The following is a 26,674-nucleotide window of genomic DNA, read 5'->3' as shown; positions in this document are numbered from 1 at the left end:
GTTCGCGGGTGCGGCTCAGGCCGCGACGTGGGTGGGCGCGGCGCTCTCGTGGGCGCCGGGGGCGGTGCGGCGGGCCGCGGCGCGGCGCGCGGCCCAGGTGGTGACCGCGGCGATCGCGGGGACCAGGAAGCAGGTCGGGATCGCGCCGACGTTGTCGGGGGCGGTGTTGCCGTGCAGCAGCCACTGCGTGACGTGCTGGATGCCGTCGAGCCAGAGCTGCACGAACGCGACCGCGATGACCGCGCTCATCCAGCCGCCGCGGAACCGGCGCCGTGCGACGGCCAGCCCGGCGAGGCCCACCGCGAGGTCCGAGCCGCCGTTCTCCCACTGGAACGGTGACGGCGACCAGCCGATGCTCTCCGCGGCCGCCGGGGCACCCGGGCCCAGGTGGACGAGGCCGGCCAGCACGCCGTTCACCCCGAGGCCGACCACGACGAACCAGAGCGCGGTCAGCTCGAGAACCCGGGCACCCGTCCGCCGCAGCGGGGAGCGGTCGAAGGTCACGTGCAGTGCCAGACCGCCGAGCAGGACGATCCACATGAAGAGGAAGAACGACATGGCCACCCTTTCGCCGGTGTACTCGACACCCAGCGTGACCGAGATGCGCCGTCAGAACATCCGTCTCCTGACGTAGACGAGGAGGCCCCTCAGCCGCGGTGGCGGGCCGCCGTCGTCGCGAGCTCGACCCGGGTCCGCAGGCCGAGCTTGCGCAGGGCGTTCGAGACGTGGGTCTGCACGGTGCGCGGCGAGATCGCGAGCCGGGCGGCCATGTCCGGCCCGGCGACGCCGTCGGCGATCAGGTCGGCCACGCGTCGTTCGGTGGGGGTGAGCGCCTCCCAGCCCTCGGGGGGCCGTCCGCGCCGGCCACCCGGTCCCAGCCGGACACCCGAGGAGCGCAGCCGCCCCGCCACCCGCCGGGACACCCCCTCGGCCCCCAGCCCGTCGGCCGTGCCCCGGACCCGGGCGGCCGCCATTCGGGCCGTGTCGGCGTCGCCGAGGCGGGCGGCCAGGCAGGCGGCCTCCTCGCGGGCCGCCATCGCGCCGGGGACGTCGCCGGCCCGGTCGAGCGCGTCGGCAGCGGCGAGGACCGCGGGCAGGTCGTCGGCGGCGAGCCCGACGACGAGGTCGGCCACCGGTCGCAGGAGCGCCCCGTCGGGCGGGTCGGCGCGCAGGGCGGCGGCGAGGTCGTCGAGCACGTCGCGACGCCCGGTCCGCAGGGCGAGGCGGGCCACGTCGGCACCGACCATCGCGACGGCCGCCACGCGTCCACCCCGCAGCGCCGTCCGCCAGACGGCGTCGGCCCGGCGCAGCGCGGTGTCGAGGGCCCCGCGCGCCTCGTCGAGCAGGGCGGTCGTCAGGGCGACGGCCGGCAGCCCGAACTGCTCGGGCACGCCCGCGGCCCGCTCGAGCACCCCGGCAGCGGCCGTCGTGTCGCCGCGGTCGAGGTCCATCCGGGCCCGACCGGCCACCGCCAGCGAGACCCACCCGGTACCGGTCCCGGCCGCGGCGTCGAGCCCGGAGTCCAGCTCGGCCACGCCGTCCGACCAGCGCCCGCCGACGACGTGGACCCGCGCCGCGACGAAGTCGTGGTAGGGCCCGAGCCAGAGGTGCCCGGCGCGGGCGGCCCGGTCGCGCACGTCGCGGGCCTCCCGTTCCGCGGCGGCCGGCCCCTCGGCGAGGAGCCGGCACCAGGCGGGCCAGACCGTCGCCGACGCTGCGTCCGCCCACGACTCCCCCGCGCGGGCGGCCACGGACGCGACCGCGAGCTCGGTGGCCCGCACCGTCCGACCCCGGAGGAACGACGCCATGGCCGCGTTGAGCAGCGCCGTCGGGTTCCCCTCGACCGGCTCGGCCGGGGGCACCGGGACGTCACCCGCCAGGAGGTCCACCCAGGTCGACAGGTGGACGAGCCGGTCGCGCTGCTCGCGCGGCACCGGGAGCGCGAGGACCGCGGCGATCTCGGCGCGGGCGTCGTCCACGCGGGCGGCGCTGATGAGCGTGAAGATCAGGAACGACCGGACGCGGGCCCGGACCGCGGGATCCTCGGAGGCGGCGAGCTCCCCGCGGGCGACCCGGATCGCGTCGTCCACCCGTCCCGCGGCGGCCAGCGTGCCCGCCCGGGACAGGGCGTCGGCGCTGTCGAGGGCCGCCCGGTGGGCGTCCTTGAGGAGTCGACGCATCGGGGCCGGGATCGCCGCGTACGTCTCGTCGCGGTCCTGCGCCCGGACGAACTCGAGCCGCTCGTCGTCGCGCCAGATCAGCACGCCGGCGTCGGTGGCCTCCCGGACCGCCCGCAGCATCGACCCGGCGGGCAGGCCCGACACCGCGGCGAGGTGCGCGACGGAGGCGGCCCCGCCCCAGACGGCGAGCGTGGCCGCCAGGTCCGCCGCCGGACCGTCGAGCCCGCGCTCGCCGGTCCGGGAGGACCGGTCGTCGGGAACCATCCACCGATCCTGACGAGGCGGACCCGATCCGCCAGTCCGGTCACCCGGTCGGAGGATCAGCCCTCGACGCGCGCCTTGACCGTGGCGAGCGTGCGGGCCATGCCCTCGCGGTTGCGTGCGGGGCTGTCGCTGGTGCGGGCCTTGCCGACCAGCGAGGCGATCGCGGTGCGCTTGTCGATCCACCGCTGCGTGATCGTCGTGCCGGCGCCCTCGGGCTCGAGCGTGAAGCTCCAGCGCGCGACGGACTGGCCGGCGACGTCGACGTCCCAGCTGATGTGGCGGGCGGGGTCGTACTCGGCGACCGTGCTCGTCGTCGGCCAGCGCAGGAGGCCCTTGCGGTTCCAGCCGATGAAGCGGGCGCCGGGCTTCGGACCGGTGGCGCCGCCGAGCCAGCGGGTCTTGTAGCACTCGGGCGAGATCTCGCCGATGCGGGCGGGGTCGCCGACGAGCTCCCACACCTTCTCCGGCGGGGCGGCGACGGTCTCGCTGACGACGACGTCGGGTGCTTTCTCCGGCACGAGCGGCCTCCTCGGGGTACGCGGCGGTACCGATCGGCACCGCCGCGCCACCCTAGAGGATCAGTTGACCTTGACGAGGTCCACGACGAACACGAGGTGGGCGTTCGGCGGGATGACCCCGCCCGCGCCCTGCGGGCCGTAGCCCTGGTGCGGGGGCACGACGAGGATCCGGCGACCGCCCTCGCGCATGCCCGAGATGCCCAGCTTGAACCCGTCGATGACCTGCCCGAGCGGGAACTCGACCGGCGCGCCGCCCCGGCTCCACGAGGAGTCGAACTCGGTGGAGTTCGACACCAGCTTGCCCTCGTACTGCACCTGCACGGTGTCGCGGTGCGTCGCCTCGGCGCCGCCGCCGACGACGAGGTCGGTGATGTCCAGGTCGTTCGGGAGGGTGTCGGGGGTGACCGACGCACCCGGCGCGCGGGTCAGGTCGTCGGCGTTCTCCACGGTGACTGCCATGCCTCCCACCGTAGGGGGCGGGGTCAGTCCTTCGGCGCGAGCCCCAGCAGCGACCGGGCCTTGGCCCCGACCGTCTCCTTCACGCCGTTGGCGATGATCGAGAGCGCGTCGGGGTCGCCCGCGACCTGCGATCGGGCGGTGTTGAACGCCTGGGAGAGCGTGACGTGCGGCGGGACCAGCGGGATGTCCTTGTCGACCTTGGCGTCGATGACGAAGGGCCGGTCGGCGGCGAGCGCCGCGTCCCAGACCGCACCGATGTGCTCCCGGTCGGTGAGGGTGACCCCGTCGAGCCCGAGCAGTTTCGCCCACTCGGCGTACGGGATCGGCGGCAGCGACTGCGACTGCGGGTCGGGGGCCTCCCCGAGCATCCCGCGCGTCTCCCACGACACGTAGGAGAGGTCGTCGTTGGAGAGGACGAGGAAGACCATCCGGGGGTCGGCCCAGGTCCGCCAGTAGCGGGCCACGGTGATGAGCTCGTTGACCCCGTTCATCTGCATGGCGCCGTCGCCCACCAGCCCGACGACGGGTCGGTCCGGGTGGGCGGTCTTCGCCGCGATCGCGTACGGCAGGGCGCCGCCCATGGACAGCAGCGTCCCGGACAGCGAGCCGCGCTGGCTCGGCTTCAGCGACAGGTCACGGGCGTACCAGGAGGTGGCGGTCCCGCAGTCGACCGCGACGAGGGCGTCGTCGGGCAGGCGCTCGTCGAGGCCACGCATCACGAGCTCGGGGTTGAGCGCCGAGGTGTGCTGGTGCGCGCGCTGCTCGGAGTACTCCCGCCAGGAGGCGGTCCAGCGCTCCACGTGCGCGCGCCAGGTCGGGTCGGTCTTGTCCTCGAGCAGCGGGAGCAGGGCCTGCAGGGTCGTGGCGGCGTCACCGGTGAGGTTGACGTCGGTGTCGTAGCGGATGCCGCAGCGGGACCCGTCGACGTCGATCTGCACCGCCCGCGCCTGGCCGGGCGCCGGGTAGTACTCGGTGTAGGGCATCGTCGAGCCGACGATGAGCAGCGTGTCGCACTCGCGCATGAGGTGCCACGAGGCCGTCGTCCCGAGCAGGCCGATCGCACCGGTGTTCCAGGGCGAGCGCTCGTCGATCACGCCCTTGCCGAGCAGCGCGGTGGACAGGCCCGCACCGAGCCGGTTGGCGACCTCGGTCAGCTCCGTGGACGCCCCGAGCGCCCCGGCCCCCGCGAGGATCGCGACCTTCTCCCCCGCGTTGAGCACCGCGGCCGCGGCCTCGAGCGCCGCCGGGGCCGGGGCGCCCGGGTCGGACGACGGGACGGCGGAGGTCTGGTAGTAGCCGTGCGCGTCCGGCGGCTCCGGCACGGCCTTCGCCTCCAGCACGTCGCTGGGCAGGATGACGACGGAGACGGTGCGGTCGGCGAGCGCGGACCGGCAGGCCCGGTCGACGACGTGCCGCACCTGCGAGGGGTCCTTCACCTCGGCGACGTAGCCCCCGACGTCGGAGAACAGCGTGCCGAGGTCGACCTCCTGGTAGTAGCCGCCGGCCTGCGCGGTCTGCGCGGTGTGGCCGAGCAGGGCGACGACGGGCTGGTGGTCGAGCTTGGCGTCGTAGAGGCCGTTGAGGGCGTGGATCGCCCCGGGGCCGCTGGTCACGACGCAGCACCCGATGGGCGAGCCGCCGTACTTGACGTCCGCGCAGGCGGCGAAGGCGGCGGTCTCCTCGTGCCGGACCTGGACGAACTCGGCGTCGTCGCGCTTCGGCAGCGCGGTGAAGATGCCGCCGATCCCGTCGCCCGGGTAGCCGTAGAAGCGGTGCACACCCCAGGCCGCGAGACGGTCGAGGACGTGCTCGGCGACGTTCTTCGGTGTGCTCACGACCTCGGGCTACCCGGGGCGGCGGCCTCACATGTCGATCGGGCCCAACGGCCGCAGGGGGTGCTCCAGCGGCTCCGGCGCGGTGCCCTCCGGGCCGAACGGGGACCCGCCGAGCTCCTCGCGGTGGTGGGGCGTCAGCCAGGCCGACGGCTCCGGGCCGAGCGGGACGACCTGCGTCGGGTTGATCGTCGTCTGGACCATGTAGTAGTGCCGCTTGATGTGGTCGAAGTCGACCGTGTCGCCGAACCCGGGGGTCTGGTAGAGGTCGCGGGCGTAGGCCCACAGCGCGCCGAACTCGGCGAGCTTCTGCCGGTTGCACTTGAAGTGCGACTGGTACACCGCGTCGAACCGGGCGAGCGTGGTGAACAGCCGGATGTCGGCCTCGGTGATGTGGTCGCCCACCAGGTAGCGCTGGTTCTCCAGCCGTTCGTCGAGCTCGTCGAGCCGCGCGAAGAGGGCGTTGTAGGCCTCCTCGTAGCGGGTCTGCTTCGTGGCGAACCCGGCCTTGTAGACGCCGTTGTTCACGTCGTGGAAGACGCCCTCGTTCACGGTGTCGATCTCGTCGCGCAGGGCCTCGGGGTAGAGGTCCGGCGCCCCGGCCCGCTGGTGGGCGCGCCACTCCTGCCCGAGGTCGATCGTGATCTGCGGGTAGTCGTTGGTGACCAGCGCGCCCGAGGCGACGTCGACGATCGCGGGGACCGAGACGCCGTTCTCGGTGCCGTCCTCCGGATCGCGCGCGAGGTAGGCCTGCTCGAGGTGGGTGTAGCCGAGGACCGGGTCGACGCCGCCCTCGTCGAGGGAGAACCGCCACGAGCGGTCGTCCTGCAGCGGGTCGGTGATCGCGAGCGAGATCGCGTCCTCGAGGCCCATGAGGCGGCGCACGATGACCGAGCGGTGTGCCCACGGGCAGGCCAGGGAGACGACGAGGCGGTAGCGCCCCGGCTCCGCGGGCCACTCCCCCGGCCCGGACGGGTTCGCGACGATGCGGTCGGTGAACCGGGGTCCGCGGCGCTTGAACGAACCGCTGGAGTCGGCGTAGGCCTTCGTGTTGCCGGCAGTGGTGCTCACACCCCTCGGCATTCCCAGCCGGGCGGGCGCCGACGCGCGCGGGCGGGGTCGACGAGGAGCCGATCGCGTCCCACCTTGCGCCGGGAAGGTGTACGGCGGACGACTTCCGGGGAACGATGCCCGACGTCCCCCGGCGTCGTGGGCCCCCGTCGACCCCGTTCGCGAGGAGATGCGTCGCAGATGAGCACCGGCCGCCGTTCCGACACCGTGTCGACCGAGTCCAGCGTGTCCTCCGAGTCGGAGCACTCCGCGCTGCGCACCGACATCCGCCGCCTGTCCACGTTGCTCGGGAAGACCCTGGCGCGGCAGAACGGCGAGGACATGCTCGAGCTCGTCGAGAAGGTCCGGCACCTCGTCCGCGAGGTGCCCGAGCGGGGCGACACCGAGATCCGCGACCTGCTCGCCTCGCTCGACCCGGGCACGGCCGCCGTCCTCGCCCGCGCGTTCGCGACGTACTTCCACCTGGCCAACGTCGCCGAGCAGACCCACCGCGCCTCGGAGCGCCGCGCCGTGCACGAGGGCGGCGAGGGACCCATCCACCTGCTCGCCGAGCGGCTGGTCACCGAGGCCGACCCGGACGAGGTGGCCACCGCGCTCTCCCGCCTCGAGCTCAAGCCCACCTTCACGGCCCACCCGACCGAGGCGCAGCGCCAGTCGGTGCTCGGCAAGCTGCGGGCGATCGCCGGCATCCTCGGCGACGGCCTGTCCGAGGAGGTCGCCGAGACGAAGCTCGAGCGCCTCGTCGACCTCATGTGGCAGACCGACGAGATCCGCCCGGAGCGCCCGTCGGTGCTCGACGAGGCCCGCTCGGTCGCCTACTACCTCGAGCAGCTCGGCCGGCACGCCGTCCCCCAGGTGCTCACGGTGCTCGACGAGGAGCTCGACCGGGTCGGACTGCACCTGCCCGAGGGGGCCCGCCCGCTCGTGCTCGGGGTCTGGGTCGGCGGCGACCGGGACGGCAACCCGAACGTCACGGCGGAGCTCACCACCGACGTCATGACCATCTACGCCGACCGCGGCGTCCGTATCCAGCTCGGCCTCATCGAGGAGCTGGTGCAGGAGCTGTCGGTGTCGACGCGCCTGGTCGGCGTCAGCGAGGACCTGCGCCGCAGCCTCGCGAAGGACCGCCGCCACCTCCCCGAGGTCTACGACCGGTTCGTGCGGCTCAACGCCGAGGAGCCCTACCGGCTCAAGTGCTCCTACGTGTACGCGCGGCTGGAGAACACCCGCGCCCGCTACGCCTCGGGCGCCCCGCACGTCCCCGGCCGCGACTACCTGGGCTCCGCGGAGTACCTCCACGACCTCGAGGTGATGGACCGTTCGCTGCGCTCGCACCAGGGCGACCGCATCGCCGACGGGATGCTGCGCGACGTCATGCGCACGGCGAACGCGGTGGGGCTGCACCTCGCGTCGATGGACGTCCGCGAGCACACCAAGTTCCATCACACGGCGTTGGCGGCCCTCTTCGACCGGCTCGGCGAGCTCGAGACGCCGTACGCCGAGCTCGACCACGCCGGACGCATCGAGGTGCTGTCGCGCGAGCTGGCCGGGCGGCGGGCGCTGACCCCGCGCCGCAACTGGCAGAACATCGGCGACGACAGCTTCCGGGAGACCCTCGAGGTCTTCGACACCATCCGCGAGGTGCAGGAGACCTACGGCGAGGAGGCCCTGCACACCTACATCATGTCGATGGCCCAGAACGTGGACGACGTCCTCGCGGTGGCCGTCCTGGCCCGCGAGGCCGGGCTGATCGAGCTGACCGTCGACGGGGCGCGCTCCTCGCTCGACATCGTGCCGCTGTTCGAGACCGCGACCGAGCTCAAGATCTCCGGCGACCTGCTCGACGGGATGCTGTCCGACCCGTCCTACCGCGCGATCGTCGCGGCCCGCGGGGACGTGCAGGAGATGATGCTGGGCTACTCGGACTCCAACAAGGGCGCCGGGATCACGACGAGCCAGTGGTCGATCCACACCGCGCAGCGCCAGCTGCGCGACGTCGCGTCGAAGCACGGCGTGCGCCTGCGCCTCTTCCACGGGCGGGGCGGCTCCGTCGGGCGCGGCGGCGGCCCCGCCGGCGAGGCGATCGCGGCGCAGCCGCACGGCGTCGTCGACGCGGTGATGAAGGTGACCGAGCAGGGCGAGGTCATCTCGGACAAGTACTCGCTGCCGAGCCTCGCCGAGGACAACCTCGAGATCATGCTCTCGTCGGTGCTCGAGGCGACGCTCATGCACCAGACCAGTCGTGTGCCCGCCGACCAGCTCAAGCGCTGGGACGAGGCGATGGACGTCATCTCGGACGCGGCGCAGGAGGCCTACGGGACGCTCGTCGGCCACGAGGGCCTGCCCAACTTCTTCACCCAGGCCACGCCGGTGGACGAGCTGTCGATGCTCAACGTCGGGTCCCGCCCCGGCAAGCGTCCCGGGGCGGGCGGCGACGCCTCGCTCGACGATCTGCGGGCGATCCCGTGGGTGTTCGGCTGGACCCAGACGCGGATGATCGTGCCGGGCTGGTTCGGGCTCGGGTCCGGCCTCAAGGCGGCCCGGGAGGCCGGCTACGCCGACGTGATCGACGAGATGCGGGACTGGGCGTTCTTCGCCAACCTGCTCTCCAACGTCGAGATGACCCTCGCGAAGACCGACATGCGGATCGCCGGCTTCTACGTCTCCGAGCTGGTCGACCCGGAGCTGCAGGACGTCTTCGAGATCATCAAGGCCGAGCACGCGCTGACGCTGCGTGAGGTCCTCGCCCTGTCCCCCGGCGACGGCCTGCTGGCGAACAACCCGCTGCTGCGCCAGACGCTCGAGGTGCGCGAGAGCTACCTCGAGCCGCTGCACCACCTGCAGGTGCACGCCCTGGCCGAGCGCCGCACCGTGGACGAGCCGGACCCCGATCTGCAGCGGGCCCTGCTGCTCACCGTGAACGGCATCTCGGCCGGCATGCGCAATACCGGGTAGCGCACGACCGAATTCGGGACCGATCAGATCCCCGACCTTCGACCCGTTGCTTTCCGCCGTGACTCCGATCACGATCGACCGCGATCACATCGTGGCCTGGACATCGTGGCGATCAGCTCGGCGGGGAGCACCGGTATGGAATCGATCTTGTTGTTCGTGATCGGCATCGCGGTGCTGGTGTTCAGCGCCGAGAAGTTGATCGGTTATCTCGTGGGTGTGGCGAGTCGGTGGACGATCTCGCTGTTCCTCGTCGCGGTGATCTTCACGGGCATCGAGTTCGACGACCTCGCGTTCGGGATCGTGCTCAATCTCGAGGACCTCAGCAATGTCGCCCTCGGGACGGTGATCGGGACGACGGTGGCGATGACGGGCGTCGTGCTCGCGATCTCCGCCATCGTCGCCCCGTGCACGATCGAGGTGCCGCGCAGTTATCTCGCGTTGTTCGTCGTCGCGCCGGTCGTGATGCTGGGGTTCGCCCTCACCGGGTTCCTCACGGTCGCGGCCGGCATCGTGCTGGTGCTGCTGTTCGTCGCCTTCGTGGCCTTCGTGGCCTACCGCGAGTACGTGGCCCGCAGGCCGGTGTTCCGGAACGCCGAGTTCTACGAGCAGGTGGAGAAGGTCGGCGCGGGGGTCGGCGGGGGCGGCGGCGCGGTCGCCCTCGACGAGGGCCCGGCGGCGGAGCCCGGCGGCCGGTCCTTCACGTTGCCGCCCGACCTGCGCATCGACCAGGGCTTCCTCAAGGCCCGTGCGCACTCCCCCGGCCTCGGTCTGGGTCTCGCGGTCCTCGCCCTGGTCGGCCTCGTCATCGGCGCCGTCGCCGCCGGTCAGGCGACGGAGGGCGTCATTGAGACCCTCGGCATCGACGGCACCGTCTTCGGCGTCACGATCGCCACGCTCGCGCTGTCGCTGGAGGACATCTTCCTCACGGCCGAGCCGCAGCGGCGCGGTGCGCCCGAGATCGCGGTCGCCAACGTCATCGGCAGCGTCGTGTTCTCGGTGACCGGCAAGCTCGGGATCATCCTGCTCGCCGGCGGGGCGATCGCGGTGGACGCCGACGTGCTGGCCTGGCACCTGCCGGTCCTCATCGTCATGACGGCGATCGCGGCCGGGTTCATGGCGACGGGCCGGCTGCGGCGCTGGCACGGCGTCGTGCTGCTCGCCCTGTACGTCGCCTACTTCGTGGTGAGCCTGGTGGCGTTCGGCGGGGTGCCGATGGACGACTAGTACCTACGCGTGCGGGCGCGCCACCAGCGGCAGCTCGACCGGCCGGGACTCCTCGTTGGCCTCCGCGACGGCGGCCTCGACGATCCCGTGCTCGGGCGCGAGATGGCACACCGGGTCGGTGCGGGTGGCGTCGCCGGTGAGCGCGAACGCCTGGCACCGGCAGCCGCCGAGGTCGATCTCGCGGCGTGCGCACGACCGGCACGGGTCCTGCATCCAGTCCGTGCCGCGGTAGGCCGAGAACATCGGCGAGTCCTGCCAGATCCAGGACAGCGGGTGCTCCCGGACGTTCGCCGCCGGCAGCGGCAGCCCGTGCGCCGCGAGGCACGGCAGGGCGTCGCCGGTGGGCACGACGACGAGCTGCCGGGCCCCCCACCCGCCCATGCACGGCTTCGGGTAGGTCGCGTAGTAGTCCGGGATCACGTAGATGATCTCCATGCGTCCGCGCAGCCGCTCCTTGGCCTCGCGGACCACCACCTCCGCCTCGGCCAGTTGCTCGCGCGAGGGCAGCAGCGCCGCCCGGTTCACCGCGGCCCAGCCGTAGTACTGGGTGTTGGCGAGCTCGATGCGGTCGGCCTCCAGCTCCTCCGCCGCGGCCAGGATCTCCGGGACCCGGTCGATGTTCTGCCGGTGCAGGACGACGTTGAGCGTCAGCGGCCAGCCCAGCTCGCGCACCCGACGGGCCGCGTCGATCTTGCGCGCGAAGGAGGGCGAGCCCGCGATCCGGTCCGACAGCGCCGGCTCGTCGGCCTGCAGCGAGACCTGCACGTGGTCGAGTCCGGCGTCGTGCAGCTCCGCCGCCCGGGCCGGGGTGAAGCCCAGCGCGCTCGTGACGAGGTTGGTGTAGAGCCCCTGGTCGGCGGCGGTGCGCACGAGGTCGGCGAGGTCCCGGCGCAACAGCGGTTCCCCGCCGGAGAGGTGGCACTGCAGGGCGCCCAGCTCGGCGGCCTCGGTGATCACCCGCTGCCACTCGGCCGTCGTCAGCTCCTCGCGGTAGGCCTCGAGCTCCACCGGATTCGAGCAGTACGCGCACGCCAGCGGGCACCGGTAGGTCAGCTCCGCGAGCAGACCCAGGGGTCCGTCAATCTCCATCGGTGATCTCCAGGTGTCGGCGCTCCGCGAGCTTGGCCAGGTAGGCGTGGACCTGCCCCTCGGGCACGTCCCCGTACTGCTCGCGCAGCGCCTCGACGATGTCGGCCACGGTCCGCTCCCCGTCGCACAGCTGGAGGATCGCGGTACCGGTGGCGTTGAGGACGACGACGGTCTCGGGCATGAGCAGCACGTGCCGCTCGCGGGAGCGGTCGTAGCGCAGCTTCACCCCGCGCCCCAGCCGGGGCACCCCCGTCGTCGAGATCGAGCTGGTCACGCCGGGTAGGCCGCGTCGATGGCGTCCATCATCGACCACAGCACGTCGTTCTTGAACGCCAGCGCGTCGTAGGCGGCCTGCTCGAGCTCCGGGGTCCGGCAGTGCTCCAGCACCACCTCGAGGGCGTGCTCGGAGTCCCGCGGGGCCTGGTGGAGGCGGTTGCGGAAGTACTGCAGGCCCGCCGGGTCGATCCAGGTGTAGTACTTCTCGAAGGCCGCGAGTCGGGTCGCCATGAGGTCCGGCGCGAAGAGCTCGGTCAGCGACGACGCCACCGCGATCGGCCACGGCTTCGTCCGCGCGAAGGTGATGTAGGCGTCGACCGCGAACCGCACGCCGGGCCGCAGGTGCACGTGCGAGGTCATCTCCTCGCGCGGCACCCCGCACGCCTCGCCGAGGCGCAGCCAGGCCTCGATCCCACCCGGGTCGTCGCCGGTCCCGTCGTGGTCGGTGATCCGCCGGATCCACCGTCGCCGCACCGTGACGTCCGGGCAGTTCGACAGGATCGCCGCGTCCTTGATCGGGATGGCCTCCTGGTAGGCGAACCGGTTCGCCACCCACCCCCGGATCTGGGCGGGCGACAGCTCGCCGTCGTTCATGCGCACGTGGAACGGGTGCGCCGCGTGGTACCGGGACGCCTGCGAGCGCAGGCGCTCGGTGAGGTCGGTGTCCGGTCGTGCGTCCGCCAGAGCGGTCATGCCGAGATCTCCGTCCCGTCGGTCCCGATCTCCACCCCGGCCTTCCCGACGACGAGGCCTTCCGCGGCCTCGGGCAGGAGGATCGGGTTCGAGTTGTTGACGTGCACGAGCACCACGCGCGGCACCCCGAGGTCGGCGAACGCGTCCAGCGACCGCTCGAGCGCGACGTGGCCCATGTCGGCCGCGGTCTTGCGGCCCAGCCCGAGCCGGACGAGCTCGTCGTCGTGGAAGCAGGTCCCGTCGACGAGCAGCACGTCCGCGCCGTCGCAGGCCGCCCGCAGCGGGGCCAGGTCGGCGACGCCGGGGGCGTAGACCACGACCCCGCCGGTGCGGCGGTCGTGGAACCGGTAGCCGACGACGCGACCCTCCTCCGGGCCGGACGTCGGGAACCGGGGCGTCTTGCCGGTCGGCAGGTCGAACGCGGTGTAGGTGAGGTCGTCGGTGAGTGCGTGCTCGGCCCCGATGCCCACCTCCACCACCGTGACCGGGCAGTACGCCTCCAACGTCGTCAGGAAGCCCGTGCCCTCGCGCAGCACGGCCTCGGAGGCGGCGGTCGCGTGCACGGTCACCCCCGCACCCTCGCGCAGGATCAGCAGGCCGAGCGTGTGGTCGATCTCCGCGTCGGTCAGCAGGATCGCCTCGACCGGGTTGCGTCGGGTCGCCCCCGGGTGCAGGTCGGGGGCCGCGGTGAGCTGCTGGCGGACGTCGGGTGAGGCGTTGACGAGAAAAGCACGAGCACCGGCGGGTCCGTCGTCGATGACGGCGACCGACGACTGGGTGCGCGGTTCGACCTCGCCTGCCCGGGCGGCCGCGCAGCCGGCGCAGGAGCAGTTCCACTGCGGGAGCCCGCCGCCGGCGGACGACCCGAGGACCCTGACCTTCACGAGTCCATCACCAGAACTTGATCCCGACGGACTTGAGGCGGCGCTTGTGCAGCTGCTCCACCTTCTCGATGTCCTGACGGTCGATGAGCTCGCCCCAGGCGTTCGCGGCCTTCATGCCCTGCTGGAGGAGCTCCTCCATCTCGTCGGAGACCACGTCGGCGCTCTGGATCACGCGGGAGCCGAAGCCGATGTGCCAGCGCTCGTCGCGCAGCACCAGCTCCATCCCCTTGTGGACGCCGGGCATCCCCACCGAGCAGCGGTCGAGCGCGGCCAGCAGCGCGTGCTGCCCCGCCGTGAGGACCACGCCCTCGAGGATCATGTGGTAAAGGCTGACCGCCGCGGTCAGGTCCTTCTCCCCGGCCGCGAGGTCCTCGGCCAGGGTGGGCAGCCGTTCCTCGAACAGCTCGAGCAGCTCCGGGCTCACCCGCTCGCGCAGGTGCTCGAGCCGCTCGGCGAGGTTCTCCCCCGGGATGCCGACGACCTCGCCGGCGACGCGGTCGAAGAAGCGGGCGTGCCGGGCCTCGTCCCGCGCCTGGGCGCGGAAGCAGCCTGCCATGGAGTCCTCGGTGGTCGCCCGCTCCTCGAAGGAGCCGAGGTGCGTGGCGACCGCCATCTCGCCCACGCAGAACCCGGCGATCAGGCCGAGCACGCGGTCGCGCTCCTCGGTCTCGAGCTTCGACCACGCCTCGACGTCGCCGGTCAGGTCGATGGTCTGCTCGTCCCACTGCAGCGACTCGGCGAGTTGGACGAAGTGTCCGTACCCGGTGATCATAGATCGAGATCCTCTCCCGGTTGCACCTCGCGGAAATCCGCCTTCTCGGCGCCGCAGATCGGGCACATCCAGTCGTCGGGAATGTCCTCGAAGGGCGTCCCGGGCGGGATGCCGCTGTCGGGGTCACCCTCCTCCGGATCGTAGATGAGTCCGCACATCTCGCAGATCCATTTGCTGGCCACGGGCGGCGCACTCATCGGATTCCCCGTTTCTCGCTCCATACGCCGACCAGGGGCGTCGGATTGCTCCGACGCCCCTGGTGGCATTACTCGATCAGTCGTCCATCTGGGCGACGTACATCGTCACCTCAGGGGCAACACCGATTTCGGTGAACTCCGGGGTCTCCCACGTCATGTCAGACCTCCCTTCCTCGAATTCGGTCCGTCCATCGTCCCAGGGACTGTTCCGGTCAGTCCTCGGGCAGTGCGAAACAGAACAGCGCGTCACCCGCGGCGGCGCCGAGCAGGCCGGGCAGGAAGCCCTCGACCCATCCGCCCCACCCGGTGGGCACGGCCACGTACTGCCGCCCGTCCACCTCGAAGGTGATCGGGCTGGAGTGGTGTCCGCTGCCGCACTGGAACTGCCACAGCTTCTCGCCGGTGGTCGCGTCGAGGGCGACGAACTCACCGCTGGGCGTCCCCTGGAACACGAGCCCGCCTGCGGTCGTCACGTTCGACGCGCACATCGGGTACTCGTGGTTCCAGCGCCACTTCTCCTCGCCGGTGAGCGGGTCGACCGCGCTCACGAAGCCGTAGTGGTCGTCGAGGTCGACGGCCACACCGGCCCCCCAGTAGGGGATCGACTCCTTGAACTCGCGGCGGCGACGGGTCGCGGTCGCCCCGACCTCCTGGACCGGGATGTAGATCAACCCGGTCTCCGGGTTGTAGGACATGTGGGTCCACTCCTTGCCACCGGCCGGGCCGGGCCAGAAGTGGACGGGGACGCCCTCCTCGTCGGGGTAGATCTTCGGCGTCACCTTGCCGTCGGGCGTGATCTCGCCCCAGGTGATGCGGTCGACGAAGGGGAAGACCCGGACGAGCTCGCCGTTGGTGCGGTCGATGACGAAGAAGTAGCCGTTCTTGTCCGCATGGGCGAGCAGCTTGCGGCCGTCCGGTGCGTCGAAGAGGACGTTCTCCATCGTCGAGTCGTAGTCCCACAGGTCGTGGGGCGTGAACTGGTAGTGCCAGCGGATCTCGCCGGTGTTCACGTCGATCGCGACGGTCGAGTCGGTGTAGAGGTTGTCGCCCTCGCGCACCCCGCCGTCGAAGTCCGGTGCCGGGTTGCCCGTGCCCTGGAAGAGCAGCTCGAGCTCCGGGTCGTAGGTCGGCGTGATCCAGCAGTTCGCGCCACCGCGCTGCCAGGCCTCGCCGTCGTCCGGCCAGGTCTCCGAGCCGGGCTCGCCCGGCTTCGGCACCGTGTAGCAGCGCCAGCGGCGCTCACCGGTCTGGGCGTCGAAGGCGTCGAGGTGCCCGCGGACACCGAACTCGCCGCCGGCGCTCCCGACGACGACCATGTCCTTGACGATCAGCGGGGCGGCCGAGCCGCTCTCGCCGGCCCGGACGTCACCGTTGGTGGTGTCCCAGACCTTCTCGCCGGTGGTCGCGTCGAGCGCGATGAGGTGGGCGTTGAGGGTGTACATGTACACCTTGCCGTGGCCCACGGCGACGCCGCGGTTGACGTTGCCGCAGCACAGCGACGTGTCGAACGGTGAGGCGTGCTTGTACCGCCAGAGCTCGTCGCCCGTCTTCGGGTCGATCGCCCACACCTTGCCGTCGGGGCCGGAGACGTACATGACGCCGTCCACGACGAGCGGGGTCGCCTCGAAGGAGTAGGTCGAGGCCCCGGAGTGCATGCCGGTCGAGCCCGCCTGGAACACCCACGCGGGGGTCAGCTTGCGGACGTTGTCCTTGGTGATCTGGTTCAGCGTCGAGTAGCGCTGTCCGTCGTAGGTGCCGTAGTAGGTGAGCCAGTTCTCCGGCTCCGACCGGGCACCCTGGATGCGGTCGTAATCGACGTTGCGGGTCGCGGGCGCCTCGCCCTTGACGTTGGAGAGCGTGCGGTGGGCGACGGCTTCGCCGGCGTCAACGTAGTCGGTCATCGTGTGCTCCTCTCTCGTGCGGGCGCTCAGGGACGGGGCTGGGGCGGACGGTCGAGCTTGGCCGAGTCGGGCACCTCGCCACCCATGACCAGGGCGGCGGTCAGGCCGCGTCCCTCGTCGTTGCCGGTGGTGGAGCCGTACCAGTAGGCGCCGGGACCGTCGAGGTTCAGCCGCGCCGTGCCCTTCGAGTGGTTGACCAGCCAGATGATCTTGGGGTCACCGTTGTGTGGCAGGAGGGCGCAGTGCGTGTTCTTGTCGTCGTTGATGATCGTGAGCTCGATGTCCCCGCCGTGCGGGAAGACGATGATGCTCGGGCTGAAGATCAGCTGGTCCTCGGGGATGCGCACCTCGGCGCGCATGATGCCGTCGGCGCCCTCCTCGGCGTACCCGACATCGCCGGTGCCGAGCATGCGCCCCAGGGCGGTGCGGTTCTGACCGTCGAGTCCCGCCTTGTGGAGCACGTCCGCTCGCTCGTCTGCCGTGGCCGTCATCGGCCGTCCCCTCCTCGTCGAGAACACTGGACTCCCCGCACCGAGGCGCGCGGCGGAGTGGAGGCGGCGTCGTGCGGGACGAGCCGGTCAGGGCTCGTCGGCCGGTGCACGCGCAGGGTCCCGGGAGGTGCGCCCACGATGCCGCCACGGTCGGATCGACCGTTCGACCGACGTTGTCGGCCGTCGGGCGGCAGGACACGTCACGAACGACGACGACCGCACGTGATCAGTCGCCGAGTGGTGTGTGCTGAGCCACGTCCGACCATAGATACCGGGCCGGATGTCGGCAAGTCGATCGAGGGCGACCGAGAAGATCTCGATCACGCCCGGCCCCTCGTCCCCGGCGCGCGTCGGCCCTAGAGTCCTGGGACGACGGGTCGACGAGGACCGCGCTCGCGGTCCGTGGGGAGGCCGATCGACGTGCCCAGATTCGGGACGCCCGAGGCGCTCTCCGCGCTGTGCACCGGGGGCGGGCTCGCCGACAGCGTCGAGCTCAAGGCGTTGCTCACGGGTCCCGCGGACCCCGTCGCCGAGGTCCTCACCGGCCGCGCCGCCCCCACGTGGAGCATCCGCCGCAGCTATCTCGTCGACACCCCCGCCCTCGACCTGCTGCGCGCGGGGATCGAGGTGCGGCTGCGACGGCGCGCCCGCGGGCGCTACGACCTCGCGGTGTCGGCCCGCCGCGCCGGCTCCGCGCCCCGCCGCCGCACGCCCCGCGGCGGCCGGGTCGAGGTCGACGTCGTCCCCGGCGGGATCTGGCTCGACGTCGAGGTCCGGCACGAGGTCGATCCGCGGGCGGCCTGTCGGGCCATCGAGGGCGCGGGCACGGGCGCCGACCTCCTCTCGCCGGCCCAGCGCGTCTGGGCCTGCCGCGGCGGCGAGGACACCGTGGACGACCGGCGGCTGCGCGAGCTGTGCGTGCACGGTCCGCTCGTGGTCAGCCGGGTCAAGGTGGCGGCGGCTCGGTGGGGGCTGGTCCGCGCCGACCTCGAGCACTTCCGGTTCCCCAGTGGCCGCGAACGGGTGGAGCTCTCCACGCACTGCGGCCCCCGCGACGTGGCCGACACCGTCCCGGCCTTCGAGCGGATGCTCGACGAACGGCCGGTGGTGTGCGCGTCCGCCTACCGGCCCCGCACCGCGGAGTGGCGCGACGAGCTCGCGCCCCGGGCGGATCAGGACGAGGTGTCCTGACCGGACACCGTCCCCAGCACCGCCTCGCACGCCTCGGCGAGCACCGAGGCGGCGTCACGCACGGCGCGGGCGGTGGCGGGGTGCCCGGCGAGACGCGCCCACGCCACCCGCTGCTCGCGGGCGAGCCGGGCGAGCTCGACCGGGTCCGTGCCCGCGTCGGCGCCGAGCCGGAGCGCCGGCGCACCGCCCGCGAGCAGGCGCACCGCCGTCTCCCGCCGGCCCGGCGGGAGCACGACCCGCCCGGCGTCGAGGTCGTCGGCGAGCGCCGCCTCGGCGAGCTCCCGGGCGCCGGCCGAGCGCACCCGGTCCAGCTCGAGCGCGAGCCACCGACTCCACGGACGGTCGGGGGCCGCGGCCACGAGCCGGTCGGCCGCGTCGAGTGCCGTCGCCGCCCGCCGTCGGGCCGCCCGGGGCCGGCAGCGGGCGACCAGTGCCGTCGCGAGGCGGCCCACGTTCCGCCCGCCGAGGGCGCCCGGACCCGGCAGGGCGACGCGCACGACACCGGTGAGCGGGTCGTCGACCGACACGGACACGGCGGGGACGACCCGCGCGCCCACCGTCGGGACGTCCGCGAGCCACCCGGGGACCCGGGTGCCGCCGTCGTCCTCGGCGAGCAGCACCAGCCCGTCGACGATCTCGTCCGTGCCCATCGGACCGAGCGCGGCCCGCGCGGCGAGGTCGACGACCGCCGCCGGGCGCTCGACCAGTCCGGTCAGCGCCCCGGCGACGGCGGCGGCGTCGCGCGGGGTCGGGCCGGTGACCCCGTAGCGCCACGGCAGGACGAGGACGGCCGCGAGGTCGCTCACCGTGGCCGCGGCCGGATCGCCGACCGGGACCTGCTCGACGGCCCGGCGCAGGACCGTCTGGGTCGCGGTGAAGAGCCCGGAGCCGGGATCGGGCAGCGGCGGTCCGACGCGGCGGCCCGTGATGCGCGGACCCGGCGCGAGGCGGGGGACGACGGCGGGCGGACGCAGGTCGACGGCGGGGGCGGCCGGCACGGCGACCGTGGGGCTCCCGGTCCGGGTCCCGACGGCGGGTCCGGTCGGCGCTCCCGGTTCCCCGACGGTCAGCGGGACCTCCGCGCGGACGGTCGTCCCCTCCCCCGGCGCGGAGGTCACGGTCACCCGGCCCCCGACGCGGGCGAGGCGGGACCCGAGGTTGTGCAGACCCCGCCCCGCACCGTCGTGGCGCACGGTGAAACCGGGGCCGTCGTCGGCCACCTCGAGCACCAGGGCCGACCGGTGACCCGTCACCCGGACCCGGACCGGCGCGCCGCCGGCGTGCTTGCGGGCGTTGTTCACCGCCTCGAGGCACACGAAGTACATCGCGGCCTCCACCTCCGCGTCGTACCGGGCGACCCGGTCCGCGGTGAGGGTGACCGTCCGGTCGCCCGCGAGGTCCGCCGTCAGGGCCGCGACCAGACCGAGCCGGGCCACGGCGGCGGCCGACACCCCGCTCGCGGTCTCCGCGAGCACCGCGGCCGCGGTGTCGAGCTGTTCGCCGAGCGTGTCGAGGCGTTCGCGGGCCTCCGCGAGCCGGCCCGCGCCGACGAGGTGCTCGACCAGACCGAGGGTCAGCCGCAGCGAGACCAGGTGGTGCTGGGCCCCGTCGTGCAGGTCGCGCTCCAGGCCGCGCCGCTCGGCGTCGGTCTCGGCGACCAGGCGCCGCCGGGCGGCCGCGATCCGCTCGGCGTGCGCGACGCCCGCGCGGAGCTGGCGCTCGAGCTCGATCTCGAGCCGGTACGCCGCGAGTGCCCCGCCGAGGCCGTCGGCGACCTCGGCGACGAGCCGGGTCCGGTCCCCGCTGCCGGCGAGGGTCTCGGCGTCGACCGCGAGCGCGCCGACCTCACGGCCGTCGTGGTGGACCGGGAACCGGACCTCGTCCTCGCCGGCGCCGGGCTCGCACCAGGCCAGGACGCGGTCGCGCAGCCCGTCCCGGTGCACCGTGAGCCGGACGGCCCGCGCGCCGAGGGCCCGCCCCACGGCCTCGGGCACCGCGTCGAGGGGGGCGTCCCCCCGGGTGGTGGCGCCGAGGCCCGCGAGGACAGCGGCGGGGGTGGCCCGGTCGCCGTAGAGGAGGCGCTCGGCGAGCCGGTCGGCGGCGCGCGACCCGGGGAGCCACAGGACCGCGACGACGGCGGTGGCGAGCACCCACCCCGTGACCGTCCCGCCCGCGGCCCGGCCCGACAGCGCCGGGACCAGCGTCGCGAGCAGCACCGCCACCCCGCCCAGCGTCACCACCGTGAGCAGGGCCGCGAGGCCGCGGTGCAGCAGCCGCTCCGCCGAGCGGGCGCGCCGGGCCGCGAGCACGGCGAGCGCGACGACGGCCGCGGTGAGCCGGGCGAACCAGAACAGCAACGCGAGCGGCAGGACGGTGCCCGGGCCGCCGTGCCGGGCCGTGGGATCGTCGATCGTGAGGCCGGGCCGGTCGAGTCCGGCGAGCACGAGCGTCAGCACCCCGAGGACCAGCACCGCCCCGAGCGCGGCGACCAGGACGCTGGTGAGCAGCCGGGCCCGCGCGCGGGCCTCGGGGTCCGGGCCGCGGCGCACGGCGGGCCCGACGGCGGCGACGCCGAGCACCGGCACCCCGAACCCGAAGAAGACGACGCAGCTCACGGTGTGCGGCAGCAGCGCCGTGCCGAGGCCCGCGACGAAGAGCACCGCGGCCACGACCGGGACCAGCAGCCGGGACCGCCGTCCCGCGGGCCCCCCGACGACGGTCAGCAACGCCCCGGCGTAGGCCGCGCCCGCGATGCCGTGCAGCAGCACCTGGTGCAGCTCGCCGATCTCCACCCCCGTCGCCGCCCGGACGGCGGAGGTCGCGGCGTGGGCCTGCAGGTTGAACGCACCCGCCGTCCCGACCATGGCGAGGGCGAGGAGCCGGGTCGGCCACGCGTCTCCCCCGGAGCGCAGCAGGACCACGGCGACGCCGAGCGCCACCCCGCTCGCCAGGTAGTCCACGACGGCCTGCCCGGGCGGCTCGTTCAGCGCCCCCGGGCCGGTCGCACCCGAGATCGCGACGACCGCCCCGACGGTCAGCCAGACCAGCGTCATCGTCGTGACGACGCCGAGCACGAGCCAGTACGCGACGCGCGCCGGGGAGGACCGGCGGGCGCGCGGCGGGGCGGCCGGGACCGGGCTCGCGGCGTCCGCCGTGGTCACGGTCATCAGCCCGCCTCCGGGGCCAGCTCGACGGGGAGCCAGGCCCGCAGGCCACCCGCGTCGACGTCCAGCGCCCCGCCGAGGGCGGTCAGCCGGTCGGCCTCCTCCGCCAGCCCGTCGGTCGCGGGCAGCGGGTGGTCGGTCCCCTCGGGCAGCGCGACCTCCACGGTCGCGCGGTCGCCCGCGCGGCCCAGGGTGACCTCGAGCGGTCCCTCCCCGGGAACGGCGGCGAGGACCGCGACGGCCGCGTGGTACAGCCCGGACTCCACCTCCCAGGGCAGCCGGTCGGGCCAGCGGCCGGCGAGGCGCACCGGGCGGGGCAGGTCGGCCACCACCTCCTCCAGCGCGGCCCGCAGGCCCTCGTCGCGCAGCACCGCCGGGTGCACGCCGCGGGCGATGACCCGGAACCGGTCGAGCAGGTCCTCGAGGCGGGCGCGCGCCGTGTCCAGGTGGTGGCGGGCGAGGTCGGCCGCCTCGTCCCGGTCGGCGTCGTCGGCGTCGGGGGCGAGGCCGTCGTCGAGCACCTCCCCGGCGTCGTCGACGGCGCGGCGCAGGGCGGCGAGCCGTCCGGAGGTGGCCTCCGCCAGCTCGGCGGCGAGGCGACGCCGCTCGGCCTCCCGCGCCCGGCCGAGGCGGCGGGTGGACTCCTCGGTCTGGCGGGCGAGCTCGGCGACGCGGGCGACCCGGTCGCGCAGCTCCTCGCCGCGGGCCAGGCCGCGGACGAGCAGCCCGGTGGCCGCCGCGACGTCGGCGACCAGGGCGCGGTCGGCCGCCGTGACCGGCCGGCCCGGCTTGCCGACCGTCAGCACCGCCCGCAGCTCCGGCGACGCCGATCCGGGCGCCGACCCGGACGCGCGGTCGAGGACCGGGTGGGCGTGGTCGACGTCGGGCCGGGCGAGGAGCGCCGCGAGGTCGGCGACGCGTTCCCCCGTCCGCCCGACGAGGCCGTCGCCGCCCGCCAGCCACACGTCGGCGTGCGGTGCGCGGGTGCCCTCGGCCAGCACGTGGGCGAGCGCGGGCAGCGAGCTCGCGTCCCCGGTCGCGGCCGCGAGCACCGCGGACCGTCCGGCGTCGGCCGAGGGTCCCGGGCCGGTCCCGGCGGGACCCGCCGCGGCGAGCACCGCCGCCGCCAGCCCGACCCCGGCGAACGGGGCGAGCACCGGTCCGGCCGGGCCGAGCACGAGCTCGCCGGCCACCACCGCGAGGAGCAGGCAGATCGCGACGACGCCCGCGACGGCGAGCGCGCGCGGCGCGCCCGGCGTCACGACCGCTCGCCCTGCTGGGACCGCAGGTAGGTGAGCACCGCCAGGACCCGCCGGTTGCTCTCGCTCGCGTCGGCGTGCAGACCGAACTTGTCGAAGATGCTCGCGATGTGCTTCTCCACCGCCTTGCCGCTCACGTAGAGCGCTCCGGCGATGGCGGCGTTGGACCGCCCCTCGGCCATGAGCCGGACGACGTCGCGCTCGCGCTCGGACAGCGCCGCCACCACGTCCGCACGGTCGGTGCGGGGCTTCTCGACGAGCCGGCGCGCCAGCACCGGCTCGATGACGATCTCGCCCTCGGCGATCCGGGTGAGCGTGTCGGACAGGACGTCGACGCTGCCGACCTTCTCCTTCAACCGGTAGCCGATCCGCTCGGTACCGATCTCTAGGATGCGCACGAGGTAGTGCGACTCGGCGTAGTGGGAGAGGAACAGCAGCCCGGTGTCCGGGTGGCTCGCCCGGAGGCGCTCGGCGGTGACGAGCCCGCCGTCGGGCTCGGGTGGCATCCGGATGTCGAGCACCGCCACGTCGACCGGGCGGCCGGCGAGCGCCCGCAGGAGCTCGTCGCCGCCGGGCTCGACCGCGACGACCTCGTGCCCGGCCGCCTCCAGCAGCATGACCAGGCCCTGGCGGAACAGGGCACCGTCCTCGGCCAGCGCTACCCGCACGGGAACCTCCCGACGATCCGCGACGCCGTGGCGCGCACGTCGCCGCCGAGCGGTGCGGCCTCGTCGACGAGGACCGCGGCGAGCGCCGGATCGGCCCCCGTAATCACGACGACGAGGGAGACGCCCTCGCGGCGGGCGGAGACCGCGAGCGGGCCGGGGGTCGCGGCGAGGACCTCCACCAGCGCGAAGTACGCCGCGCCCTCGGCGGCGGGGCCGGCGCGGTCCGCGGTGACGTCCAGCGCCACGTCGGCCCCCGTGGACCGGGCACGCTCCGCCAGGGCCGGTCCGAGCCCGGCCTCGTGCAGCAGCGGCGGGTAGATCCCGGCCGCCACGGCGCGCAGCTCGTCGAGCGCCGCGGCCACCTCCTCCTGGAGGGCCTCGATCTGCTCCCGCGGGGCGTCGAGCACCCCGAGCCGCAGGGCGAGCGAGGAGATCCGTACCGCCGCGCCGTCGTGCAGCCGCCGCTCCAGCCGCCGGCGACGCGCCCAGTGCTCCCGCCGGGCGTCCCGACGGCGGGTGGGGCCGTCCGCCGTCGTCATGGACGCGAGTGTGCGGGCTGCACGCCGGACGGGGGCAGGGGGAACGCCCCCCTGGCGGGTAGGGCCTGCCCCCTTGACGCGGCTCCGGGGTGACGACACGTGGCGCATCGCGGCATCGTGCCCGAGACACTCGTCCGTTCGCACCACCCGTGGTTACGATCCGTGCACAACGTCGCCGGCCGACCGGGAGGGACCGTGGCCTACGTCCTCGGTGTCGACCTCGGGTCGACCACGGTCGCGGCCGCCGCGGGGGACGCCGACCGGGCGGAGGCGGTCACGCTCGGCGACGCCACGCTGCTCACCCCGGCCGCCGTCGCCCGCCGCGGCGACGGCGCGCTGATCACCGGGGACGCGGCGCTGCGCCGGGCGGTGGCCGACCCCGAGCGGGTGGCGCGCGGGATCCGCCGCCGCCTCGGGGACCCGACGCCGTTCCTCCTCGGCGGGGAGGGCGTGTCCCCGACCGACCTGCTGGGCGCCCTGCTGCGCGGCGCCGTCGAGCGGACCGTGGCCGCGCGCGGCGGTCGGCCCGACCGGGTGGTGCTCACCCACCCCGCCTCCTGGGGGCCCTACCGGCGCGGGCTCGTCGAGGACGTCGCCGCGGCGGCCGGGCTGCCGGACGTCCTGACCGTGACCGATCCGGTCGCCGCGGTGCGGCAGGTCGACGTGGTGCGCGGGCTCCCGGACGGGCCGGTGGCGGTCCTCGACGTCGGGGGCACCTCCTGCGAGGCGACCGTGGTGTCCGGGGGCGCCGTCGTCGGGGTCCCGGTGGCGGTGGAACGTCTCGGCGGCGACGACCTCGACGAGGCCCTCGCGGCGGTGGTCGACGAGGCGGCCGGCGGGCCGCTCGCCGAGCTCGACCCGGAGGACCCGTCGTCCGGGCCGGCCCTGGCCCGGTTCCGGGCGGACTGCGTCGCGGCGAAGGAGGCGCTCTCGACCGACACGGAGGTCCGGGTGCCGCTGCTGCTGCCCGGCCGCCACGCCGACGTGACCGTGCGGCGGACGGCGTTCGAGCAGCGGATCGCGCCCGTGGTGGAGCGCGCGGTGGCGGCGCTGCGGCAGGCCCTCGAGGCCGCGGCGTCCGCGGACGCCGCCGGCCCGGTCGCCGTGCTCCTGGTCGGCGGCTCGGCCCGGGTGCCGCTGCTGGTCCGCGCGGTCCGGACGGCGGTGGCGGCGCCCGTCGTGGTGGAGGCCCGGCCCGACCACGTCGTCGCCCTGGGTGCCGTGCGCCTCGGTGCGGCCCGCCCCGCCCCGTCCGCCGGCCGCTCCGGCACCGCGGTCGAGGACGGCCGCACCACCCTCACGCCGCTGCGCCCGGCGAACGAGGACGCGCGCACCACCGCGGTCCGGGTCGCGCCCCGGACCGCGCCCGACCGACCGGCGGGCCCCGCCCGCCCGGGGCTCGGCACGGACTCCTTCCGCGCGCCGGGGCCGCCCGGGTCGCCGGGTGGTCCGGCCCGCCCGCACCTCCCCGCCACGTTCCCGGCCGGGCCCCGACCACCCGCACCACCACCCGGACCACCGCGGCCCCCCGTCCCGCCCCGGGCCCCCGCACCCACCCCGACCGGCCGGCGTCGGACGGTGCTGCGGGTGCTCGTCGTCCTGCTGATCGTGGCCGCGCTCGCCGCGGGGCTGGTCCTCCTGCTGGGGGGTTGAGCCCACCCGACCGGGCGGTCTGCTCCCCGACGGCGCAACCTCGGGCGGCCGCCGGCCTTCTCCTCATCACCGACGACTTCAGCGACGCCCCGAGGAGCCACCGTGACCGCCATCGACCCCGCGCCCGAGCTCGCCATCCTGTCCGCCCGCGACCGTGCCGTCCTCGCCGCGATCGCGTCCGGCCGCGGGACGGTCGTGGGGGGTCGCATCCTCGTCGACGGCCTGCCGCTCGCCGACCAGCTCGTCGCCGCCCGCCTCCGCGCGGCCGGCCTGCTGGACGCCCCGGGCCGCCCCGCCTGATCCCCCGCGCCGGACCGGCCGCACGGGATGCCCCGGGCCCGGACGGGGCACCCCGCCGTGGTGATCAGCTGTCCGAAGCGGATGCAGTACGGCCCGTGCGGCGGGGTCCGCCCCTCCGGGGCCTGCGAACTGGACGAGGCGCTGCCCTGCCCCTGGACCTCCGGGTCGCCCGTGCTGGCGTGGGACGGACCGGAACCGGACGCCCCCGCCGTCGTCGACCCGCCGCTGGTGCTCTCCGACCTCTCGGTCCCCGCCCGTGACCCGGCGACGCTGCGCGCGGTGGCCACCCGGCTGGCCGAGGGCTCGGACGCCCTGCTGGTCGCCGACCTGCACGACCGCGCCGACTTCCCGCCCACGATGCTCGCCGCGCAGCTGCTCGAGCTCGGCACCCGACCGTGGGTGACGCTGACCTGCCGGGACCGCAACCGGGTGGTGCTGGAGCAGGAGGTCATCGGGCTCGCGGCGCTCGGGGTGGGCGGCGTGCTGTGCGTGACCGGGGACAGCCGCCCCGGCAGCGGGGCGGGGACCACGGTCGGCGCGGGAGCCACCCAGGTCTTCGACCTCGACGCGACCCGGCTCGCGCACCTCGTCGCCTCCGCCGGACTCGTCGCCACGGCGACGGTGGCGCCCGCCGCGCCGCCGACCGCGGGCCGGGCCGCGGCGCTCGCGGCCAAGCAGGCCGCCGGAGCCCGCCTCGTGGTCTCCAACCACGTCGCCTCACCCGCGGTGCTCGCCGACTTCCTGACGGCGGGTCGCGCGGCCGGCGTCACCGTCCCCGTCGTCGCCGGGGTCGCCGTGTTCACCGACGCCCGCACCGCCCGGGCGCTGGCCGACCTCCCGGGACTGGACCTCGACCCGGAGGCGGTCGCGACCGTGGTCGACGCCGACGACCCCGTCGAGGCCGGCATCGAGGTGGCCGTCGCGGAGGCGCGGGCGCTGCTCGCGCTCGACGGTGTGGTCGGGGTGAATCTCTCCGGTGTCGGATCGAGCGAGGGGTGGGTACCAGCGGCCGATCTGAAGGCCGAGGTGGGTCGGCGCGTGCGCGCGGCCCACCGGGCGGAGAGCGAGGCCCTCCGCCCGGGGTGAGGGGGCGT

The 26,674-nt window shown here is 74.7% G+C and carries 25 protein-coding genes; 6 read left to right on the top strand and 19 right to left on the bottom strand.

Annotation, left to right across the window (positions count from 1 at the left end; genetic code table 11):
- Positions 1-15: 15 nt before the first annotated feature.
- The 6 genes from QSK00_RS21600 to QSK00_RS21575 all read right to left on the bottom strand — a co-directional run bounded on the left by QSK00_RS21600 (position 16) and on the right by QSK00_RS21575 (position 6,336).
- The gene (locus tag QSK00_RS21600) at positions 16-558 is read right to left on the bottom strand and encodes a DUF6790 family protein (RefSeq protein ID WP_285593943.1); all 543 of its coding nucleotides are present in this window, start codon (positions 556-558) and stop codon (positions 16-18) included.
- 89 nt (positions 559-647) lie between these two features.
- A complete protein-coding gene (locus QSK00_RS21595) occupies positions 648-2,444 on the bottom strand; it encodes a helix-turn-helix transcriptional regulator (RefSeq protein WP_285593941.1) in 1,797 nt (598 codons plus the stop codon).
- A 56-nt stretch (positions 2,445-2,500) separates the two neighbouring features.
- The gene (locus tag QSK00_RS21590; protein WP_285593939.1) at positions 2,501-2,962 is read right to left on the bottom strand and encodes an SRPBCC family protein; all 462 of its coding nucleotides are present in this window, start codon (positions 2,960-2,962) and stop codon (positions 2,501-2,503) included.
- Positions 2,963-3,022: 60 nt separating this feature from the next.
- Complete coding sequence (locus tag QSK00_RS21585; RefSeq protein WP_285593937.1) at positions 3,023-3,421, bottom strand: FKBP-type peptidyl-prolyl cis-trans isomerase; 399 nt, start codon at positions 3,419-3,421, stop codon at positions 3,023-3,025.
- A gap of 23 nt (positions 3,422-3,444) precedes the next feature.
- Entirely contained in the window at positions 3,445-5,256 is a 1,812-nt protein-coding gene (locus tag QSK00_RS21580; protein WP_285593934.1) for a thiamine pyrophosphate-requiring protein, read from the bottom strand.
- A gap of 27 nt (positions 5,257-5,283) precedes the next feature.
- Positions 5,284-6,336, bottom strand: coding sequence for a glutathione S-transferase family protein (locus QSK00_RS21575; protein WP_285593932.1), 1,053 nt, complete (start codon positions 6,334-6,336; stop codon positions 5,284-5,286).
- 168 nt (positions 6,337-6,504) lie between these two features.
- Here QSK00_RS21575 and ppc point away from each other — a divergent pair, with 168 nt between their 5' ends.
- Together ppc and QSK00_RS21565 are read left to right on the top strand one after the other, a co-directional pair.
- On the top strand, positions 6,505-9,279 hold the full coding sequence (gene ppc / locus QSK00_RS21570) for a phosphoenolpyruvate carboxylase (protein WP_285593930.1): 2,775 nt from the start codon (positions 6,505-6,507) through the stop codon (positions 9,277-9,279).
- Positions 9,280-9,414: 135 nt separating this feature from the next.
- Positions 9,415-10,503, top strand: coding sequence for a sodium:calcium antiporter (locus QSK00_RS21565; protein ID WP_285593928.1), 1,089 nt, complete (start codon positions 9,415-9,417; stop codon positions 10,501-10,503).
- Between the two features lie 3 nt (positions 10,504-10,506).
- Here QSK00_RS21565 and pqqE read toward each other — a convergent pair whose 3' ends face one another.
- The 9 genes from pqqE to QSK00_RS21520 form a co-directional block, all read right to left on the bottom strand.
- Positions 10,507-11,592 (bottom strand): pyrroloquinoline quinone biosynthesis protein PqqE, encoded by a 1,086-nt coding sequence (gene pqqE, locus QSK00_RS21560; RefSeq protein WP_285593926.1) that lies wholly within the window; start codon positions 11,590-11,592, stop codon positions 10,507-10,509.
- Complete coding sequence (gene pqqD, locus QSK00_RS21555) at positions 11,582-11,866, bottom strand: pyrroloquinoline quinone biosynthesis peptide chaperone PqqD (RefSeq protein WP_285593924.1); 285 nt, start codon at positions 11,864-11,866, stop codon at positions 11,582-11,584. The genes pqqE and pqqD overlap by 11 nt, the downstream gene beginning before the upstream one ends.
- A complete protein-coding gene (gene pqqC / locus QSK00_RS21550; protein ID WP_285593922.1) occupies positions 11,863-12,561 on the bottom strand; it encodes a pyrroloquinoline-quinone synthase PqqC in 699 nt (232 codons plus the stop codon). The genes pqqD and pqqC overlap by 4 nt, the downstream gene beginning before the upstream one ends.
- Positions 12,558-13,445, bottom strand: coding sequence for a pyrroloquinoline quinone biosynthesis protein PqqB (gene pqqB, locus QSK00_RS21545; RefSeq protein ID WP_285593920.1), 888 nt, complete (start codon positions 13,443-13,445; stop codon positions 12,558-12,560). Before pqqB ends, pqqC begins: the two co-directional genes overlap by 4 nt.
- A gap of 7 nt (positions 13,446-13,452) precedes the next feature.
- Positions 13,453-14,217: a ribonucleotide-diphosphate reductase subunit beta gene (locus QSK00_RS21540; RefSeq protein WP_285593918.1), complete on the bottom strand. Its 765-nt coding sequence runs from the start codon at positions 14,215-14,217 to the stop codon at positions 13,453-13,455.
- A complete protein-coding gene (rd, locus tag QSK00_RS21535) occupies positions 14,214-14,414 on the bottom strand; it encodes a rubredoxin (RefSeq protein WP_255694091.1) in 201 nt (66 codons plus the stop codon). Before rd ends, QSK00_RS21540 begins: the two co-directional genes overlap by 4 nt.
- 76 nt (positions 14,415-14,490) lie before the next feature.
- A complete protein-coding gene (gene pqqA, locus QSK00_RS21530) occupies positions 14,491-14,571 on the bottom strand; it encodes a pyrroloquinoline quinone precursor peptide PqqA (protein WP_179797660.1) in 81 nt (26 codons plus the stop codon).
- A 55-nt stretch (positions 14,572-14,626) separates the two neighbouring features.
- Positions 14,627-16,315 (bottom strand): PQQ-dependent dehydrogenase, methanol/ethanol family, encoded by a 1,689-nt coding sequence (locus QSK00_RS21525; protein ID WP_285593893.1) that lies wholly within the window; start codon positions 16,313-16,315, stop codon positions 14,627-14,629.
- A gap of 26 nt (positions 16,316-16,341) precedes the next feature.
- Positions 16,342-16,806: an MSMEG_3727 family PQQ-associated protein gene (locus tag QSK00_RS21520; protein WP_285593892.1), complete on the bottom strand. Its 465-nt coding sequence runs from the start codon at positions 16,804-16,806 to the stop codon at positions 16,342-16,344.
- 420 nt (positions 16,807-17,226) lie between these two features.
- On the opposite strand from QSK00_RS21520, the gene QSK00_RS21515 reads away from it, so the two are divergent.
- The gene (locus QSK00_RS21515; RefSeq protein WP_285593891.1) at positions 17,227-17,997 is read left to right on the top strand and encodes a hypothetical protein; all 771 of its coding nucleotides are present in this window, start codon (positions 17,227-17,229) and stop codon (positions 17,995-17,997) included.
- Here the strand turns inward: QSK00_RS21515 and QSK00_RS21510 are convergent.
- Genes QSK00_RS21510 through QSK00_RS21495 form a run of 4 tightly spaced genes read right to left on the bottom strand, consistent with a single transcriptional unit; the run spans position 17,979 to position 23,627 of the window.
- Positions 17,979-21,164, bottom strand: a complete 3,186-nt coding sequence (locus QSK00_RS21510; RefSeq protein WP_285593890.1) for a sensor histidine kinase — start codon at positions 21,162-21,164, stop codon at positions 17,979-17,981. The two genes, QSK00_RS21515 and QSK00_RS21510, sit on opposite strands and share 19 nt — an antisense overlap.
- Positions 21,164-22,423 carry an amino acid adenylation domain-containing protein gene (locus QSK00_RS21505; protein WP_285593889.1) on the bottom strand — a complete coding sequence of 420 codons (1,260 nt, stop codon included), beginning with the start codon at positions 22,421-22,423 and terminating at the stop codon, positions 21,164-21,166. Before QSK00_RS21505 ends, QSK00_RS21510 begins: the two co-directional genes overlap by 1 nt.
- Positions 22,420-23,088: a response regulator transcription factor gene (locus QSK00_RS21500; RefSeq protein WP_285593888.1), complete on the bottom strand. Its 669-nt coding sequence runs from the start codon at positions 23,086-23,088 to the stop codon at positions 22,420-22,422. Before QSK00_RS21500 ends, QSK00_RS21505 begins: the two co-directional genes overlap by 4 nt.
- On the bottom strand, positions 23,079-23,627 hold the full coding sequence (locus QSK00_RS21495) for a histidine kinase (RefSeq protein ID WP_285593887.1): 549 nt from the start codon (positions 23,625-23,627) through the stop codon (positions 23,079-23,081). Before QSK00_RS21495 ends, QSK00_RS21500 begins: the two co-directional genes overlap by 10 nt.
- A 195-nt stretch (positions 23,628-23,822) precedes the next feature.
- Here QSK00_RS21495 and QSK00_RS21490 point away from each other — a divergent pair, with 195 nt between their 5' ends.
- From QSK00_RS21490 to QSK00_RS21480, 3 genes are all read left to right on the top strand, one after another.
- A complete protein-coding gene (locus QSK00_RS21490) occupies positions 23,823-25,280 on the top strand; it encodes an Hsp70 family protein (protein ID WP_285593886.1) in 1,458 nt (485 codons plus the stop codon).
- A 102-nt stretch (positions 25,281-25,382) separates the two neighbouring features.
- Complete coding sequence (locus QSK00_RS21485; RefSeq protein WP_285593885.1) at positions 25,383-25,580, top strand: hypothetical protein; 198 nt, start codon at positions 25,383-25,385, stop codon at positions 25,578-25,580.
- 60 nt (positions 25,581-25,640) lie between these two features.
- Positions 25,641-26,666, top strand: a complete 1,026-nt coding sequence (locus QSK00_RS21480; protein ID WP_285593884.1) for a methylenetetrahydrofolate reductase C-terminal domain-containing protein — start codon at positions 25,641-25,643, stop codon at positions 26,664-26,666.
- Positions 26,667-26,674 lie beyond the last annotated feature (8 nt).

This window comes from Actinomycetospora sp. NBRC 106378 (assembly GCF_030269685.1).
Taxonomy (GTDB): Bacteria; Actinomycetota; Actinomycetes; order Mycobacteriales; family Pseudonocardiaceae; genus Actinomycetospora.
This window is presented reverse-complemented; position numbering and strand designations above follow the sequence as displayed.